This window comes from Chelativorans sp. ZYF759, assembly GCF_012911015.1.
Classification (GTDB): domain Bacteria; phylum Pseudomonadota; class Alphaproteobacteria; order Rhizobiales; family Rhizobiaceae; genus ZYF759.
On the sequence record NZ_WVVV01000002.1, the window covers coordinates 67319 to 82457 of the forward strand.

Here is a 15139-nt window from a genome sequence, read left to right on the forward strand (position 1 = left end):
CATGCTCCGCCAAATGGAAAGGTTCTGCCACACATGCTTCACGTCAACGCCAATGGCGCATCGATTCCCGCGATCGGACTGGGCAGCTTCACGCTCAAGGGGGAGGAGGGCGTGACCTTGGTCCGCGAGGCGGTGGCGCGGGGCTATCGCCATATCGATACGGCACGCATGTATGGCAACGAAGCCGAGGTGGGCGAGGGACTTCGGCAGTCTGGGCTGCCGCGCGACGAGATCTTCGTGACCACGAAGGTCTGGTGGACGGATCTTGCGCCCGACGATCTGCGCCGCTCTGCCGAGGCCAGCCTGCGGGAGCTGGGGCTTGATGCGGTCGATCTGCTGCTCGTGCACTGGCCGAACCCCGCAATTCCGCTCGCCGACACGATGGCCGCGCTGGCCCGCGTCAGGCGGGACGGTCTTGCGCGGAACATCGGCGTGTCGAATTTCACGACACGTCTTCTCGACGAGGCGCTGGCGACCTGTCCCGAGCCGCTCGTGGCCAACCAGGTGGAGTACCACCCCTATCTCGATCAGTCGAAGATCCATGCCGCCTGTCGCAAGGCCGGCATGGCGATGGTGTCCTATTGCCCGCTGCACCGGGATGGGGGGCTGCTTGGCAGGGAGGAAGTGCAGGCCCCGGCGCGCAACCACGGCAAGAGCCCCGGTCAGATCGTGCTCCGCTGGCACGTCCAGCAGGAGGGCGTGATAGCCATCCCGCGCACCAGCAGGCCCGAACGGCTGAGCGAGAACATCGACATTTTCGATTTCGAGCTGTCCGAGGCGGAGATGGCCGCGATTACCGGCCTGGCCCGGAAGGACGGGCGCATCTGCGACTATGATTTCTCGCCTGAATGGGACGACTGATCAGACCAGTACCGGTTTGCGCACGCGGTTCTCCTCGCCGAAAAGCTCGACATAATGCTGGATCGCGGCCGGATCGCCGGTCGCCTTCTCGACATTGTCCGAAAGCTTGACCGCCGGGCGGCCGTTGGCGCTCGATACCTTGCAGACCAGGGAAATGGCCTTGAGGGCCTCGTTGCGGGCGGGGGCGCTGTCGGTGAAGTCGTTGGTCAAATTGGTGCCCCAGCCAAAGGCCATGCGCACCCGGCCTTTGAAATGCAGGAAGGTCTTCTCGATCGTGTCGACATCGAGACCGTCCGAAAAGATCAGCAGCTTTTCGGCGGGATCCTGTCCGTGGCTCTCCCACCATTCGATGATGCGTTCGCCGCCTTCGATCGGCGGCGCGCTATCGGGGCGGAATCCCGTCCAGTCGGCGATCCAGGCCGGCGCCTGGCGCAGGAAGGACGCCGTGCCGAACGTGTCCGGCAACACGATCAGGAGGTTGCCGCCGTAGTATTTCTGCCAGTCCTCGAGCACGCGATAGGGCGCCTGGATCTTGTCCGCATCGCGGTCGGCGAGCGCGGTCAGAACCATCGGCAGCTCGTGCGCGTTCGTGCCGAGAGCTTCGAGATCGGTGTCCATGGCCAGAAGTACGTTGGACGTGCCGGTAAAGGACTCGCCGATTCCCTCTTTCAGCGCCTCCACGCACCAGCGCTGCCAAAGATGCGAGTGCCGCCGCCGCGTGCCGAAATCCGAAATGCGGATCTCGGGGTGCCGCTTCAGTCTTTCCACCTTTTCCCACATGCGTGCCTTTGCCCGCGCATAGGTCACGTCGAGCGCGAAACGCCCCATCGAGCGCAAGGCAGCGCGCGAACGCAGTTCGTTGATGATGGCGAGCGCGGGGATCTCCCACATGGTGGTGTCGTGCCAGCGTCCGTGGAAATTGAGGACGAACTGGCCGTCGTGGCGGGTAAGCTCGTATTCCGGCAGACGGAAATCGGCGAGCCAGGCCAGAAAGTCCGGCTGGAATATCTGCTTGCGGCCATAGAAGCTGTTGCCGGCGAGCCAGATCATCTCCTTCTTCGTGAAGCGCAGCGTGCGCGCATGGTCGAGCTGCTCGCGCAGCTCCCGCTCGTCGATCTCCTCCGCGAGCTTGACGGAGGTCGTCCGGTTGATGAGCGTGAAGGTCGCGTCGACGTCGCGATAAAGCCCCCAGATCATCTGCAGCATTAGAAGCTTGTAGAAATCCGTGTCGAGCAGGCTGCGAATGATCGGATCGAGCTTCCAGGTGTGGTTGTAGACCCGGCGGGCGATATCCGTCTTGATCATGGTTCGACGCTCCCGGACCGCAAAGCGGTCGGCCTCCTCTTGCGCGCGCAAGCCAGCACGCCGCCGTTACAAATGCAACCCACCGCTGCGGCTTCGTTCAAGTGAGCGCGACACAGGCCACAAGCAGCACGATGACCTCGCCGCCCTGCTGAAGCGCACCGACGACATCGCCAGTCTGTCCCCCGATCTGGCGCTCCGCAATGATCCTGATGGCCAGCAGCCAGAGTGCCAGCAGGATTGCGGCCAGCACCGCCGGCAGGAAGCCCAGCAAGAGCAGCCCCGCGAATCCGAGGACGAGAGCGATGAGGCTCGCCGTTGCGCCGACCTGACCGACGCCCGCGGAGAGGCCGTCGTCGCGCGCGCGCGGCACGAGATGCATGAAGCCCGGCATCAGCGCGCGCGATGCCATATGCGCCGCGATCAGGGCGGCGAGGGCGGCCGGGAAGGTCAGGAAGACGGAGAGTGCCGCCCATTTCAGGAGGAGCGCGATCGCCAGTGCCAGCACGCCGTAGCTGCCGATCCGGCTGTCGCGCATGATGGTCAGCTTGTCGCCCGCCGTCCTGCCGCCGCCGAAACCATCCGCGACATCGGCCAGCCCGTCTTCGTGCAGGCAGCCGGTGGCCAGCAGGGCCGCTGCGATGGCCATGCCCGCGGCAATCGTCGATGGCAGTCCGAAACGAAGCGCCAGCCCGAAGATGAAGGCAGCCAGGACGCCGATCAGCAGACCCACGAGCGGGGCGGCCCACAGGCTATCTGCAAAACGCCGGTCCGGATCCGGCGCCCAGGGCGTGGCAAAACGCGTCAGGAAGCCGATGCAGGCGCCCAGATCGCCGAATGCCCTGCGGATCTGCAGATTGTCCATGGCTCAGCCTCTCGCGATCGCGTGGAAGAAGGTGCCGGTGACGAGACCCCGCCGGCCGCCCGAGGGTCCGATGGACGTGCCGGTGCCATCGGCGATCTCGGCCAGCGCGTCGTCGGTGCCGGGATCGATCACCCGCGCATAGTGGAACTCGTGCCCGCGGATGGTCTCGCCCGCCCGGCCGATCGGGCAGTCACCCAGGAGTCGGGCCTGGCGGTAGCCGAGATTCATCTTGCGGCGGGCGAAGGAGGTCGTGTGGCCGAGAAGGCCGAGCATGGGATGCAGCGCGCCATCGGCGTCTTCCAGGGCCCCGCCCAGCACCATGTATCCGCCGCACTCGCCATGGACAGGCCGCGTGTGCGAGAACGCGACGATGCGCGCCTGGAAGGTCTCGGCCGCGGCAAGCCGTGCCGCGTGCAGTTCCGGATAGCCGCCGGGCAGCCAGCAGGAATCGCAGTCTTCGGCAGGCCCCTCGTCGGCCAGCGGTGAGAAGGGAACGATTTCGGCGCCTGCCTCCCGCCAGTGGCGGGCGACATGGGGGTAGACGAAGGAGAAGGCGGCATCTTGCGCCAGCGCGATGCGCTGGCCGGGCGGTGGGATCATCGCCGCAAGATCGCCCGGGCCGGGCAATTGCGGCCGTTGCGCCATCGCTGCGATGCGTTCGAGATCGAGCGCGCTCTCCATCACGTCGGCCAGCCTGTCGATGAACGCCTCGATGGCGCCGTGCTCGCTGGCCTGAACCAGCCCCAGATGGCGCTCGGGCAGGGCCATGTCGGGATTGCGCGGCACGGCGCCGACAACGGGAAGGCCGATCGCCTCGATCGCCTCGCTACACAGACGGATGTGGCGGTCGCTGCCGGCGCGGTTGAGCACCACCCCGGCGATGCGGACATCCGGGTTGTAGGTAGCAAATCCCTTGGCTACTGCGGCCGCGGTCGTCGACTGGCCCGACACGTCCAGCACCAGGAGCGCCGGCAGGCCATAGCGGGCGGCGAGGTCGGAGCCCGCGCCCGTGCGGCCCTGGCCGGCCTGTATGCCGTCGAAGAGCCCCATCGCACTCTCCGCGATCACGACCTCCGCGCCCTCGAATGTCTGCGCCACAAGCGCGTCGAGCAGGGCAGGCGTCATGGCCCAGCTGTCCAGGTTCACGCCCGGCAGCCCCGTCGCGGCTTCGTGAAAGCCGGGATCGATGTAATCGGGACCGGACTTCGCGCCACGCACGGCCAATCCCTGGCGCCGGAGCGCGCGCAGGAGGCCGATGGTCACGCTGGTCTTGCCCGAGCCAGAGCGCGGTGCGCCGATGATGAGACCGCGCGCCGTCATCCTGCGCGCATCATCCTGTGCAGCGCCGTCAGTTCCGCCCGCATGGATACGATTCCGCCGACGACGATCAGGGCGGGTGCTTCCAGCCCCGCCGTCCTGGCAAGGCCCGATATCGTTTCCAGCGTGCCGGTGACGACGCGCTCCTTGTCGGTCGCAGCGGAGGTCACGATCGCCGCCGGGGTGGAGAACGCCAGGCCACCCTTGGCAAGCGCCGCAACGATGATCTCGAGGTTCTTCAACCCCATATAGACGACCAGCGGTTGGCCGGTGGCCGCCAGCGCTGCCCAGTCGAGGTCGTCATCCGTACCTGCGGCATGGCCGGTGGCCAGGATGATCGCCTTGTTGATGCCGCGCATCGTCGCGGGAATATGCGCGCCGGCCAGCCCGGCAAGGCCCGCAGTGAGCCCCGGCAGGATGCGGAAGGGTATGCCGTTCTGGACCAGCGCAAAGGCTTCCTCGCCGCCGCGTCCGAACACGAACGGATCGCCGCCCTTGAGCCGCAGCACGCGTTTTCCTTCGCGGGCAAGCCGGATGATGAGCGCCGTGATGTCGTCCTGCTGGATCGAGGCCTTGCCGCCGCGCTTGCCCGCGAAATGGAGCTCCGCACTCTCGGCGGCCTCGAGGATGGAGGCGTCGACGAGCGCGTCGTAGACGATGGCGTCGGCCTGGGCGAGGGCGGACGCCACGTCGAGCGTGATCTGGCCGGCATCGCCTGGACCCGCACCTGCCAGCCAGACATGTCCGGGTTCGAGCGCGGACAGCCTTGGCGCCAGCTTGCAGATGACTCGTTCGAGCTTCATGCGTCTGTCACATCCGTCATGGGAGCATGGAATACATGGGCGGGGCCGGCAACGGAAGCCGGCGCATGATCGGCGGGGCCGATCATGCGCCCCGTCCCCGGAAGCGGCGCTGATAGGTGGCATCATAAAGCGCGCTCTCGCGAAACCCGTCCGAGCCGAGCCCTTGCCCCACGAAGATGATGGCGGTGCGTTCGATGGGGTCTGCCGCGACCATGGCCTCGATCGTCGCCAGCGTGCCGCGCAGGATGCGCTCGTTTGGCCAGCTGGCATGGACGACGATCGCGACCGGGCAGTCCGCGCCATAGAGCGGCGAAAGTTCCGCCACCACCCGCTCCAGCGCATGGATGGCCAGATGGATGGCGAGCGTCGCGCCGGTGGCGCCGAAGGCAGGCAGCGTCTCGCGCTCGGGCATTTTGGAAGCGCGACCGGACACGCGCGTCAGCACCAGGGACTGGGCGACTTCCGGAATGGTCAGTTCGCGACCCAGTGCGGCGGCCGCGGCGGAGAAGGCCGGCACGCCCGGCGTCAGCGTGTAGTCGATACCGAGCCTGTCCAGCCGGCGCATCTGTTCGGCCACCGCGCTCCACACCGACAAATCGCCGGAATGGAGACGGGCGACATCCTGTCCCGCCGCATGGGCCGCTTCATATTCGGCTTCTATCTCGTCGAGCGACAGGGGGGCGGTGTCGACCAGGCGCGCCCCCTTCGGGCACCAGTCGAGCATCTCGCGCGGCACGATGGAGCCGGCATAGAGGCAGACCGGGCAGCGGGCGAGCAGATCGCGCCCGCGCACGGTGATGAGGTCGGCAGCTCCCGGACCGGCGCCGATGAAATGAACCGTCATGGCATGTCTCCCGATACGGCGAGAGCGCAGGTGACCGAACCCAGCGCGATGCGGGGGCCGAGAAGTCGCGACTGCGGGCCCGCCGCGGCAAGCGCGGCGGCTTCGGCGGCCGAAGGCGTTCCGGTTGCGGCGAACGAATGGGCCGATTCGGTCATGCAGCGTGCGGCGGCTTCGGCCAAGGCGGCCGCGTCGGCCACGACGAGAGTGACGTCGAGCCGATGCGCAGCGTCGACGATGGCCGCCTCACCGGCCTTCTCCGGCACCGTGGCGAGCGCGGCCAGGGCTGCGGGCACCATGCCGGCTGCCGCCAGCGCGGCTTCGATGGCCTCCACCACGCTCTCTGTGTCGACATTGGCCCGGCAACCGATACCGGCGACGATCATGGCGCGTCTCCCCGGGGTTTGGTCCACGCCCATTGCATGACCGGCATGGCAGGACGCCAGCCCGTCATGGAGCCTACCGCCTCTGCACGCTGGATCGAGAGCCGGATCAGCTCTCCGCCAAGCCGGGCGTGATGGGCCAAGAGCACCGTCTCCATCTCGAGCGTCACCGCATTGGCGACCAGCCGCCCGCCGGGCTTCAACGCATCGAGCGCTGCCTCCATGACGCCCGGCCGGCTGCCGCCGCCACCGACGAAGATGGCGTCCGGCGCGGGCAGGCCGCTCAGGGCGTCGGGCGCTTTGCCCTCGACGATGCGAAGGCCCGGCACGCCGAGCTTTTCGGCGTTGCCGCTGATCCGCGCGGCGCGTTCGCCATGCGACTCGATGGCGATGGCCGACAGGCTCGGATGTTGCAGCATCCATTCGATAGCGACGGAACCGGAGCCCGCCCCGATGTCCCACAGGAGTTCGCCGCGCCGGGGAGCGAGCGCGGAGAGGGTCGTGGCCCTCATCTCGCGCTTGGTGATCTGGCCGTCATGGTCGAACAGATCGTCTGGAAGGCCAGGGGCGAGGGCAAGCACCGGTTGGTCCGCGTCCGCCTCGGCTTCGATCGCCACTAGATTGAGCGGATTGACCTGCGCAAGGTCGAAACCCGCCGCCCGCGCCTGCCGGACGCGTTCGTCCGGGCCGCCCAAAGCCTCCAGAAGCGTAAGAAGTGACTTACCAAAGCCGTTTTTGCGCAGCATTGCCGCGATCTCGGCCGGTCCGGCAGCATCGGACGTCAACGCCAGTATGCGGCGTCCGGGATGAAGCAATGGGCGGAGCAGGCCAACCGGCCGGCCATGCAGCGAGACCGTGTCGATTTCGGCCAGCGGCCAGCCAAGCCTGGCGGCGGCCAGCGAAAAGGCCGATGGCGCGGGCACGACGTCCATCTCGTCGGCGGCCACATCTCGGGCCAGCGTGGCGCCCACCCCGTGCAGGAAGGGATCGCCTGAAGCCAGCACGCAGACGCGGCGACCGCGCAGGTCCTGCACCGCCTGGATGCCGTCGCTGAAGGGCGACGGCCAGGCCCACGCTTCGCCGCGGATCAGGCTTTCGGCAAGCGCCAGATGCCGTTTGCCGCCGAACACGATCTCGGCGTCGCATATCAGCCGGCGCGCGGTCTCGCCGAGACCGCTGACCCCGTCCTCGCCGATGCCGACGATGGACAGCCATTTGGCGCTTGTGGCGGCCCGCCTCTGCTCACTAGAAGACATGATGGCCTACAAAATACTGATCCTGGGCGGCACGACCGAGGCGCGCGAACTGGCAGCAAGGCTTGCCGGCGAGCCGCGATACGAGACCAAGCTTTCGCTTGCCGGGCGCACCGCCCGACCGGCCGGACAACCGGTACCGGTTCGCGTCGGTGGGTTCGGCGGCGCGGAAGGCCTGGCCGCGCATCTGGCGGGGAAGGGCATCGACCTGCTGGTGGATGCCACGCATCCCTTCGCCGCGCGCATTTCCGCCAATGCGGCCGAGGCCGCACGGGTAACGAAGGTGCCGTTGCTGGCGCTCCGCCGACCCGGCTGGGAACGCGGGAAGCTTGATCGCTGGACGGAGGCCGACACGGTCGCGGCGGCCGTCGTCGCGCTTGGAGAGCGCACACGCCGCGTGCTGGTCACGCTCGGCCGGCAGGAATTGGCGCCGCTTCGCGCGCATCCACATCATTTCTATCTGATCCGCTCGGTCGATCCGGTCGATCCGCCGCTGGACCTGCCCGACGCGCAATACCTTCTGGCACGCGGGCCCTTCGGCGAGGACGACGAGCGGCGGCTTCTTATCGACCACCGCATCGACGCGATCCTGTCGAAGAACAGCGGCGGTGCGGCCACCTATGGGAAGATCGCGGCAGCCCGCGGCCTCGGCATCGAAGTTGTGATGGTCCGCCGGCCGCCAAAGCCCGTCGTGCCGACAGTCGGCACCGTGGATGAGGCTGTTGCCGAAATCGCTCATCGCGCCGCCTCGGGGAAAAACCGGGGCGTATAGACAAGCGGCGTCCGGCCCGGCCGTTCGACGATCCGCGTTTCCGGCGAACCGATGATGACACAGGTCGCCATGTCGGCCATCCCGGCCTCGGCCTTGTCGAGCCGCACCGTCTCGATGCGCTCGTCGGACCGGCCTGCGGCACGGCCGAAGATCACCGGCGTGGAAGCCGGCAGGATGGTGGCAATGAGCTCGAAGGCACGCCCCAGCTGCCAGGGACGCGCCCGGCTGATCGGGTTGTAGAGCGCGATGACGAAACCGGCGCTCGCCGCCGCTGCAAGCCTGCGCTCGACCACCTCCCAGGGCTTCAGATTGTCCGACAGCGAGATGGCGCAGAAATCATGGCCGAGTGGCGCGCCCGCCCGGGCTGCCACGGCCAGCATCGCGGTCACGCCGGGAACCGTCTCGATGTCGATCTCGCGCCATTGGGTCGGACCGTGTTCGACCGCTTCGCAGATCGCCGCGGCCATGGCGAAGACGCCCGGATCGCCGCCCGAGACCATGGCAATGTTCTGGCCGGCAGCGGCGCGGGTCAGCGCGGATTCGGCGCGCGACAGTTCCTCGCGATTGTCGGAGGGGTTCTTGCGCTCGGCTGGAATGTCGAGGCGATCGAGATAGGGGCCGTAGCCGAACACCGCCTCGGCATTCTCGACCGCGGCCCGCGCCTCGGGCGTCACCTGCTCGGGGCTGCCGGGGCCGATGCCCACGATGGCGAGGCGGCCGGTCATTCCGCGGCCATTCCGGCGCGGGCCTGCGCCACGACGCTTTCGAGCCCCGCCCAGCCCGGCACCAGCACGATCGAGAAATAGGGCGCGGCATCGTCAGGCTTGTCGACGAGCCGCACCACATGGCCGTTCGCCATCGTGCCGCGTTCGACATAGACCGCCCGGTCGAGCTTGCCTGCTGTTTCCAGCGCGCGCCGGATCCGGGGCAGGTTGCGGCCGACCTTCATGATGATCGCCGCCTCGCTGTTCGATAGCCGTTCCGCCAGTTCGGCCTCGGCAAGCGTGCCGGGGAGGATGGTCATGATGTCGTCGCCCTGGACGATCGGCACGCCCGCCTGCGACCAGCAGCCCGACATCGCCGTGATGCCGGGGATCACCTCGGTCGGATAGCGATGGGCCAGCCGCACATGCAGATGCATGTAGGAACCGTAGAACAGGGGATCGCCCTCGCTCAGCACGGCAACCGTCCTTCCCGCCTCCAGATGGGCCGCCACCGCCTCGGCCGATTCGGCATAGAAACGGCCGATCTGGTCGCGGTAGTCTTCATGGTCGCGCGCGATTTCGGTGGTGACGGGGTAGAGCAGCTGAAGCTCCACCACGCCGGGGCGCAGATGCGCTTCGACGATGCGGCGCGCATTGCTGGAATTGCCGCGCTTGGCGAAATGCGCCACCACGTCGGCGGCCTCCAGCGCCTTCACGGCCTTGACCGTCAGCAGCTCCGGATCGCCCGGCCCGGTGCCGACACCGATGAGTTTGCCCTGGCCGCTCAAAGTCCCGCCCTCGCGATGGCGTTGACGGCGGCGGCCGTCATGGCACTGCCCCCCATCCGGCCGCGCACGATGGCAAAGGGCACGCCATGCGCGCCCTCGGCCAGCGCTTCCTTGGATTCCACCGCCCCCACGAAGCCGACCGGCATGCCGATGATGGCGGCGGGTCGCGGCGCGCCTTCCGCCAGCATGTCGAGCAGATGAAAGAGCGCGGTCGGCGCATTGCCGATGGCCACGACAGAACCTTCCAGCCTATCGCGCCACAATTCGAGCGCGGCTGCAGAGCGCGTGTTGCCCATCTCCCTGGCCAGTTCCGGCGTGCGCGGATCGCGCAGTGTGCAGATGACGTCGTTCCTGGCCGGCAGGCGGGCATGGGTGACGCCATGGGCCACCATCTGCGCATCGCACAATATCGGCGCGCCGGCCTTCAATGCAGCGCGCGCAGCCGGCACGAAACCGGGCGAGAATACGAAATGCCGTGCCGCCTCCACCTGACCGCAGGCATGGATCATGCGGATCGCGACGCCGGCTTCCTCGTCGGAGAACCGCGAAAGATCCGCCTCCGCGCGGATGATGGCGAAGGACTTTTCGTAGATGGCGTCGCCGTCGCGGATGTAGTCGGTGGTGATCATCATGTTCCGGTTCAAATCTCGGCCGGCTGCGGGTTCCGCGCAGCCGGTTCTTCATGGGCCAGTTCCGTATCGGCCAATCGCCTCACAGCGGCAAGCGCCTCTTCGGGTGCGACGGGGTTCGTGGGCCGCGCCGTGCGTCCGTCGCCCGGCAGGACGAGGCAACCGCCATCGGCGCCCAGGATCGTGAGGTCGGGGGCAGGGGGTTCCGCGCAGCGTTTCGCGCAGCCCGAAATGTGGAGCGTGCGGCCGGCAAGCAGTTCCGGCGCGGCGCGGGCGATTTCCGCCCCCAGAGCGCGGGTGGCGAAATGGGCCGACGCGCAGAACGGCGCTCCCGCGCAAGCCGCGATCACAAGGCGTGGGTCATCGGAATCGGTGATGAAACCGAGTGCGGCGGCCTTCGATTCCAGTGCCGAGCAGGCTGCCATGTCGAGGCCGGGCACGATCAGGCCTCGCCCCGGCGCAAGGCGGATTTCCGCCGCGCCGGACTCCGCCACGGCCGCGCAGAAGGCGGCGAGCGTGTCGGCATCCACTTGGCCGAAGGGCAGGGCGAAGGAAGTGGCGAGCCTGGCGTCATTGAGGGGGAAACGGCCGACGGGCGTGCTGGCCCGGGCAGTGGCAACGAACGGGGTCTTCGGTACGAAACCGACCAGATCGGCATCCCTCAGATCGCGCCCCCTGGCGTATTTTCCATTTGCCGCGATCGCTTCGAGGAGGGCGAGGACAGTCGAAACGGCGTCCGCTTCGGCGACGGACTCCAGCGGCCGGGCCGTGCGCGCGGTGCCGCCCACCGCGACATGCCAGTCGCCACGCCGCTCAGAGTCTGCGGTCAGCCGCACATCGGCGATGATGTCGTCCATGGACAACGCGCCGCCGCCATCGATGACGATCGATGTCTTCGGTGCAAGTCGCGCGAACAGTCCTGCCGCCTCGACCGCCTGCTTGAGGTCGCGGGCCAGGGGCAGCGGATCGGCGATCTCGTCGGCGTCGATCCCGGCGAGCGGCCCGGTATCGATGGCAAGGCCGGTGCGAAGTGGGATGGAAGCCGCCTCGACATCGACGGCAAGTTCCGCCGCGCTGTCTGAAGTCAGCCCCCGGATCTGCAGATTGCCGCGGCTGGTCACCTCCAGCATGCCGCTGCCGAAACGTGCGGCCGCTTCTGCCAGCACCGAAAGTTCCGCCGGCCGCCAGCCGGTGCCGGCCGGCGAAAGCCGCACCAGCAGACCGTCGCCGGTCAGCATCGGTTCGTGGAGGGTAGGGCAGGCGCCGCGCGGCGTGCTCATGCCGCCTCCAGCGCCTGGGCTTCCTCGATGAGGGCCATCAGATCGGCATCGATGGAATTGCGCAGCGGATGCCAAAGCCCGCGCCGGCGCGCCGACAGGAACCGCTCGGCGATCGAGCGTGCGGCTGCCGGGTTCTGGTCGAGGATGAAGTCGCGAACCCGCTCGTCGCCCAGGTATGCGTCGTGCACAGCCTCCAGAAGTTCGCCCGGGATGGCCTGCGTGGTCTCGGCAAAGCCGACCAGCCTGTCGACCGTCTCGGCAAATTCCGCCGCACCGCGGGGCCCGTGCCGAAGCTGTCCCTCGATGAAGCGCGGGTTGATCGCGCGGGCACGTACGGTGCGGGTCACGGCCTCGCCGACCGAGCGCGCGCGCGGCTTTTGCGGGTCCGTGGTGTCGAGCGCCACCAGATCGGCCTTGCCGCCGAGTGCAGCAACTGCGGCCGCGAAACCGCCGATGAAGGCGACATCGGCCGAGCCTTCGAGAATGTCGCGGCCGGGATCGTCGCCCGTATGAACCAGCAGATCGGCGCCGCCGACCCGCTCGGCGAAGGCGCCATGGGCCGCGCGCGAATCGCCGTCCGCCCCGCCATAGGAATGCGACGTGGCCGCCAGATAGGCATGACCCAATTCCTCGCGCCCCTCCCAGCTTCCCGAGGCGAGCTTTTCCTCGATGCCGGCGCCATAGGTGCCAGGCCGCGAGCCGAAGATGCGGGCAGGGGCCTTGCCCTCCTCGCGCATGGAAGCGGCCAGCGGGTTTTCCGACCTGTCCTCGTTCCGCGCGGCGACGGCCGCGACAGCCGCATCCATCAGCGCGATCTGGGTCGGAAACATGTCGCGGAAGAGTCCCGAGATGCGCCAGGTGACATCGATGCGCGGGCGCCCGAGAACCGCCGGCGGCAGCACCTCGATGCCGGTCACGCGGCCCGTCGCGTGGTCCCATTGCGGGCGGCAGCCCATCAGCGCCAGCCCCTGGGCGATCTCCTCGCCGCCTGTGCGCAGCGACTGGCTGCCCCACAGATCGAAGACCAGCGATGTCGGCCAGTCGCCATGCTCCTGCAGATAGCTGCGCAGCACCTCCTCGGCGCCCGCCTTGCCGAGTTCGAAGGCCGTCGGCGTCGGCATCGTGCGCGGGTCGGCGGCAAAGAGGTTGCGGCCGGTGGGCAGCACGTCGGTGCGGCCACGCGCCGGTGCACCGGCAGGGCCGGGCGGAATATGGCGGCCATCGAGCGCGGCGAGCAGGGCGGAGCGTTCGCGTTCGGCACTCTCGAGCCGGATGGGCTCGGCATCTTCCTCGGCCCGGCCATAGATGTGCAGCCCGTCCTTGATCGCGAAATCCTTGAGATCGCAGAGCCAGGCATCGATGCGCATCAGCGCTTCGCCCGGCGCGTCTGCCTCCCCGATGCCTGCTTCCGTCGCCAAGCCGGTTTTCCGCGCCGTCTCGACAATCAGTTGCCCAAGCCGGTCGCGCCGCCGCCGGTCGAGCCCATCGGCCTGGGCATATTCGTCGACCAGCCGTTCCAGCCTCTGCTGGTAGTCGGAGAGCCCTGCACCCGTCAGTGGCGGCGGCAGATGGCCGATGGTGATCGCCGCGATGCGGCGCTTGGCCTGCGCGGCTTCGCCCGGATTGGAGACGATGAACGGATAGATAACCGGAAGGCCGCCGGTCACGATCTCCGGAAAGCAGTCTTGCGACAGCGCCACCGTCTTGCCCGGCAGCCATTCCAGCGTGCCGTGCGCACCGACATGGATCAGCGCATGGCAGCCGAGGGTCTGGCGCAGCCAGATGCCGAAGTCGATCAGCTCGTGACGCGGCGCGAGGGTGGGGTCGTGATAATCGGAGCGTCGATCCTCCGAGCGCCCGCGATCGGGGGCCAGTGCGACCGTGATGTTGCCGAAGCGGGCGGCGCGGAAGCGCAGCCTACCCCCTCCCTCGTGAGGTCGGGCGCCCCACGTCTCGACCACCTTCCGCTGCGCTTCCGCCGGCAGGTCTTCGAAACCCTGCACATAATCCTCGACCGCGATCCCTTCATCGGACCGGTCGATCAGCCGCAACAGGTCGCGCGCGTTTTCCGGAATGGCGTCAACATGATAGCCGGCATTCTTGAGATCGTGCAGCATTTCCAGAACGCTCTGCGGCACGTCGAGACCCACGGCATAACCGGTGCGGCCCGTCGCGGCCGGATAGTCGGGGATGAGGATCGTGACCTTGCGCTCGGCAGGCGGAGTCCACTGCAGCCGGACGAGCTTGGCCACGCGCTCGGCGACGGCGGCGACCCGATCCGGTTCCGGCCGGTTGACCTGACCGCGAAAGTCCAGCCCGTCGCCGATCTCGGTCACATCCTTGAAGGAGATCGCGCCGGCAAGAATGCGTCCGTCGAGTTCGGGCAGCACGACATGCATGGCGAGGTCGGCCGGCGCCAGCCCGCGCTCGCCGCTCTCCCAGGCTTCGCGGCGCGTCGTGGCGACGACGGCCTGGAAGACCGGCACGCCGATGCGGTCAAACAGAGTCTCGGCACCGGCCTCCGCGCCGCTGGCAAAGGCCGTGGTGGAGATCATCAACGAAGGCGCCAGGCGCGCGCAGCCATCCTCGATGAAGCGGGCGACCGCTCCATCCTTCAGGCTGGATACGAAGAGCGGCGCCGCGAAGATGCCCCGCGCGCCGAGTTGCGCGCATAGCGCCTCGATCGGCGCGATGTCGGCCGCCAGCAGCATGGAGCGGTAGAAGAGGATCGGCACGCAAGGGGCACCCACTGGCCGTGCCGCCAGCACCGCATCGAGGTCGCACATGCCGCGGTCAGGCAGCCAGAAACCGGCCTTGGGCACCTGTCTTGCCTGCGGCGCCTCGATTGCCTTTCCGGCAAGCCTGGCCATGCGGGCAAGCAGCACTTCCATGTTGTCCGGCCCGCCCTCGCGGAAACATTCAAGCAGGTGGGAAAGCTCGTCCTGCGCCAGCGTCGAAAGCGCGGACAGCCGCTCGTCATGCTCGCGGCATTCGCCGGGCAGGAGCGCCAGATGGATGCCCTTCTTGCGCGCCAGTTCCGACAGCCGGTCGCAGCCGTATCGCCACCATTCATAGCCGCCGAGAACCCGCACCAGCACGATCCTGGCCTGCGCCGCCACCGTGTCGAGCCACAGATCGACCGACATGGGATGGCGCAGGTCGCGCAGAGCGGCAAGGCGCAGCGTCGGCATGTCATCCGCTTTCGCCCGCCATGCGGCAGCCACCGCCGACAGGTCGCTGTCGGAAAAGGACAGCACCACCATCTCGGCCGGTTGCTGGGCCAGATCGATGGGCTCGATCAGGTCGTCCAGCGTGGCCGTGGAGGTGGCGAGCAAGTGCAT

The 15139-nt window shown here is 68.2% G+C and carries 14 protein-coding genes; 2 read left to right on the plus strand and 12 right to left on the minus strand.

What is annotated here, in order from left to right; all coding sequences use genetic code 11:
• Positions 1 to 33: 33 nt before the first annotated feature.
• The gene (locus tag GRZ55_RS04200; protein ID WP_169285655.1) at positions 34 to 861 is read left to right on the plus strand and encodes an aldo/keto reductase; all 828 of its coding nucleotides are present in this window, start codon (positions 34 to 36) and stop codon (positions 859 to 861) included.
• Here GRZ55_RS04200 and pncB read toward each other — a convergent pair whose 3' ends face one another.
• The 7 genes from pncB to cbiE form a co-directional block, all read right to left on the minus strand.
• Positions 862 to 2166 carry a nicotinate phosphoribosyltransferase gene (gene pncB, locus GRZ55_RS04205; RefSeq protein WP_169285656.1) on the minus strand — a complete coding sequence of 435 codons (1305 nt, stop codon included), beginning with the start codon at positions 2164 to 2166 and terminating at the stop codon, positions 862 to 864.
• Positions 2167 to 2263: 97 nt separating this feature from the next.
• Positions 2264 to 3028 (minus strand): adenosylcobinamide-GDP ribazoletransferase, encoded by a 765-nt coding sequence (cobS, locus tag GRZ55_RS04210; RefSeq protein ID WP_169285657.1) that lies wholly within the window; start codon positions 3026 to 3028, stop codon positions 2264 to 2266.
• A 3-nt stretch (positions 3029 to 3031) separates the two neighbouring features.
• Entirely contained in the window at positions 3032 to 4348 is a 1317-nt protein-coding gene (locus tag GRZ55_RS04215) for a cobyrinate a,c-diamide synthase (RefSeq protein WP_169285658.1), read from the minus strand.
• Positions 4345 to 5148 carry a uroporphyrinogen-III C-methyltransferase gene (gene cobA / locus GRZ55_RS04220; RefSeq protein WP_169285659.1) on the minus strand — a complete coding sequence of 268 codons (804 nt, stop codon included), beginning with the start codon at positions 5146 to 5148 and terminating at the stop codon, positions 4345 to 4347. Before cobA ends, GRZ55_RS04215 begins: the two co-directional genes overlap by 4 nt.
• Before the next feature lie 82 nt (positions 5149 to 5230).
• Positions 5231 to 5992 carry a precorrin-4 C(11)-methyltransferase gene (cobM, locus tag GRZ55_RS04225; protein ID WP_169285660.1) on the minus strand — a complete coding sequence of 254 codons (762 nt, stop codon included), beginning with the start codon at positions 5990 to 5992 and terminating at the stop codon, positions 5231 to 5233.
• A complete protein-coding gene (locus tag GRZ55_RS04230) occupies positions 5989 to 6375 on the minus strand; it encodes a cobalamin biosynthesis protein (protein ID WP_169285661.1) in 387 nt (128 codons plus the stop codon). The genes cobM and GRZ55_RS04230 overlap by 4 nt, the downstream gene beginning before the upstream one ends.
• A complete protein-coding gene (cbiE, locus tag GRZ55_RS04235; protein WP_169285662.1) occupies positions 6372 to 7628 on the minus strand; it encodes a precorrin-6y C5,15-methyltransferase (decarboxylating) subunit CbiE in 1257 nt (418 codons plus the stop codon). Before cbiE ends, GRZ55_RS04230 begins: the two co-directional genes overlap by 4 nt.
• On the opposite strand from cbiE, the gene GRZ55_RS04240 reads away from it, so the two are divergent.
• On the plus strand, positions 7627 to 8397 hold the full coding sequence (locus tag GRZ55_RS04240; RefSeq protein ID WP_246734513.1) for a cobalt-precorrin-6A reductase: 771 nt from the start codon (positions 7627 to 7629) through the stop codon (positions 8395 to 8397). The genes cbiE and GRZ55_RS04240 overlap by 2 nt on opposite strands.
• On the opposite strand, the gene GRZ55_RS04245 is transcribed toward GRZ55_RS04240, so the two are convergent.
• The 5 genes from GRZ55_RS04245 to cobN are packed head-to-tail and all read right to left on the minus strand — an operon-like array spanning position 8361 to position 15139.
• Entirely contained in the window at positions 8361 to 9122 is a 762-nt protein-coding gene (locus tag GRZ55_RS04245) for a precorrin-3B C(17)-methyltransferase (protein ID WP_169285664.1), read from the minus strand. The genes GRZ55_RS04240 and GRZ55_RS04245 overlap by 37 nt on opposite strands.
• A complete protein-coding gene (locus tag GRZ55_RS04250; protein WP_169285665.1) occupies positions 9119 to 9889 on the minus strand; it encodes a precorrin-2 C(20)-methyltransferase in 771 nt (256 codons plus the stop codon). The genes GRZ55_RS04245 and GRZ55_RS04250 overlap by 4 nt, the downstream gene beginning before the upstream one ends.
• Complete coding sequence (locus GRZ55_RS04255) at positions 9886 to 10518, minus strand: precorrin-8X methylmutase (protein WP_169286002.1); 633 nt, start codon at positions 10516 to 10518, stop codon at positions 9886 to 9888. Before GRZ55_RS04255 ends, GRZ55_RS04250 begins: the two co-directional genes overlap by 4 nt.
• A gap of 11 nt (positions 10519 to 10529) precedes the next feature.
• Complete coding sequence (gene cobG, locus GRZ55_RS04260; RefSeq protein WP_169285666.1) at positions 10530 to 11798, minus strand: precorrin-3B synthase; 1269 nt, start codon at positions 11796 to 11798, stop codon at positions 10530 to 10532.
• On the minus strand, positions 11795 to 15139 hold the full coding sequence (gene cobN / locus GRZ55_RS04265; protein ID WP_169285667.1) for a cobaltochelatase subunit CobN: 3345 nt from the start codon (positions 15137 to 15139) through the stop codon (positions 11795 to 11797). Before cobN ends, cobG begins: the two co-directional genes overlap by 4 nt.

Coding starts and splice junctions, on each gene's coding strand:
- cobM (WP_169285660.1), bottom strand. CDS start 5,992: ATGACGGTTCATTTCATCGGCGCCGGTCCGGGAGCTGCCGACCTCATC.
- cobN (WP_169285667.1), bottom strand. CDS start 15,139: ATGCACTTGCTCGCCACCTCCACGGCCACGCTGGACGACCTGATCGAG.
- GRZ55_RS04255 (WP_169286002.1), bottom strand. CDS start 10,518: ATGATCACCACCGACTACATCCGCGACGGCGACGCCATCTACGAAAAG.
- cobS (WP_169285657.1), bottom strand. CDS start 3,028: ATGGACAATCTGCAGATCCGCAGGGCATTCGGCGATCTGGGCGCCTGC.
- cobG (WP_169285666.1), bottom strand. CDS start 11,798: ATGAGCACGCCGCGCGGCGCCTGCCCTACCCTCCACGAACCGATGCTG.
- GRZ55_RS04240 (WP_246734513.1), top strand. CDS start 7,627: ATGATGGCCTACAAAATACTGATCCTGGGCGGCACGACCGAGGCGCGC.
- GRZ55_RS04230 (WP_169285661.1), bottom strand. CDS start 6,375: ATGATCGTCGCCGGTATCGGTTGCCGGGCCAATGTCGACACAGAGAGC.
- pncB (WP_169285656.1), bottom strand. CDS start 2,166: ATGATCAAGACGGATATCGCCCGCCGGGTCTACAACCACACCTGGAAG.
- cobA (WP_169285659.1), bottom strand. CDS start 5,148: ATGAAGCTCGAACGAGTCATCTGCAAGCTGGCGCCAAGGCTGTCCGCG.
- cbiE (WP_169285662.1), bottom strand. CDS start 7,628: ATGTCTTCTAGTGAGCAGAGGCGGGCCGCCACAAGCGCCAAATGGCTG.
- GRZ55_RS04215 (WP_169285658.1), bottom strand. CDS start 4,348: ATGACGGCGCGCGGTCTCATCATCGGCGCACCGCGCTCTGGCTCGGGC.
- GRZ55_RS04200 (WP_169285655.1), top strand. CDS start 34: ATGCTTCACGTCAACGCCAATGGCGCATCGATTCCCGCGATCGGACTG.
- GRZ55_RS04245 (WP_169285664.1), bottom strand. CDS start 9,122: ATGACCGGCCGCCTCGCCATCGTGGGCATCGGCCCCGGCAGCCCCGAG.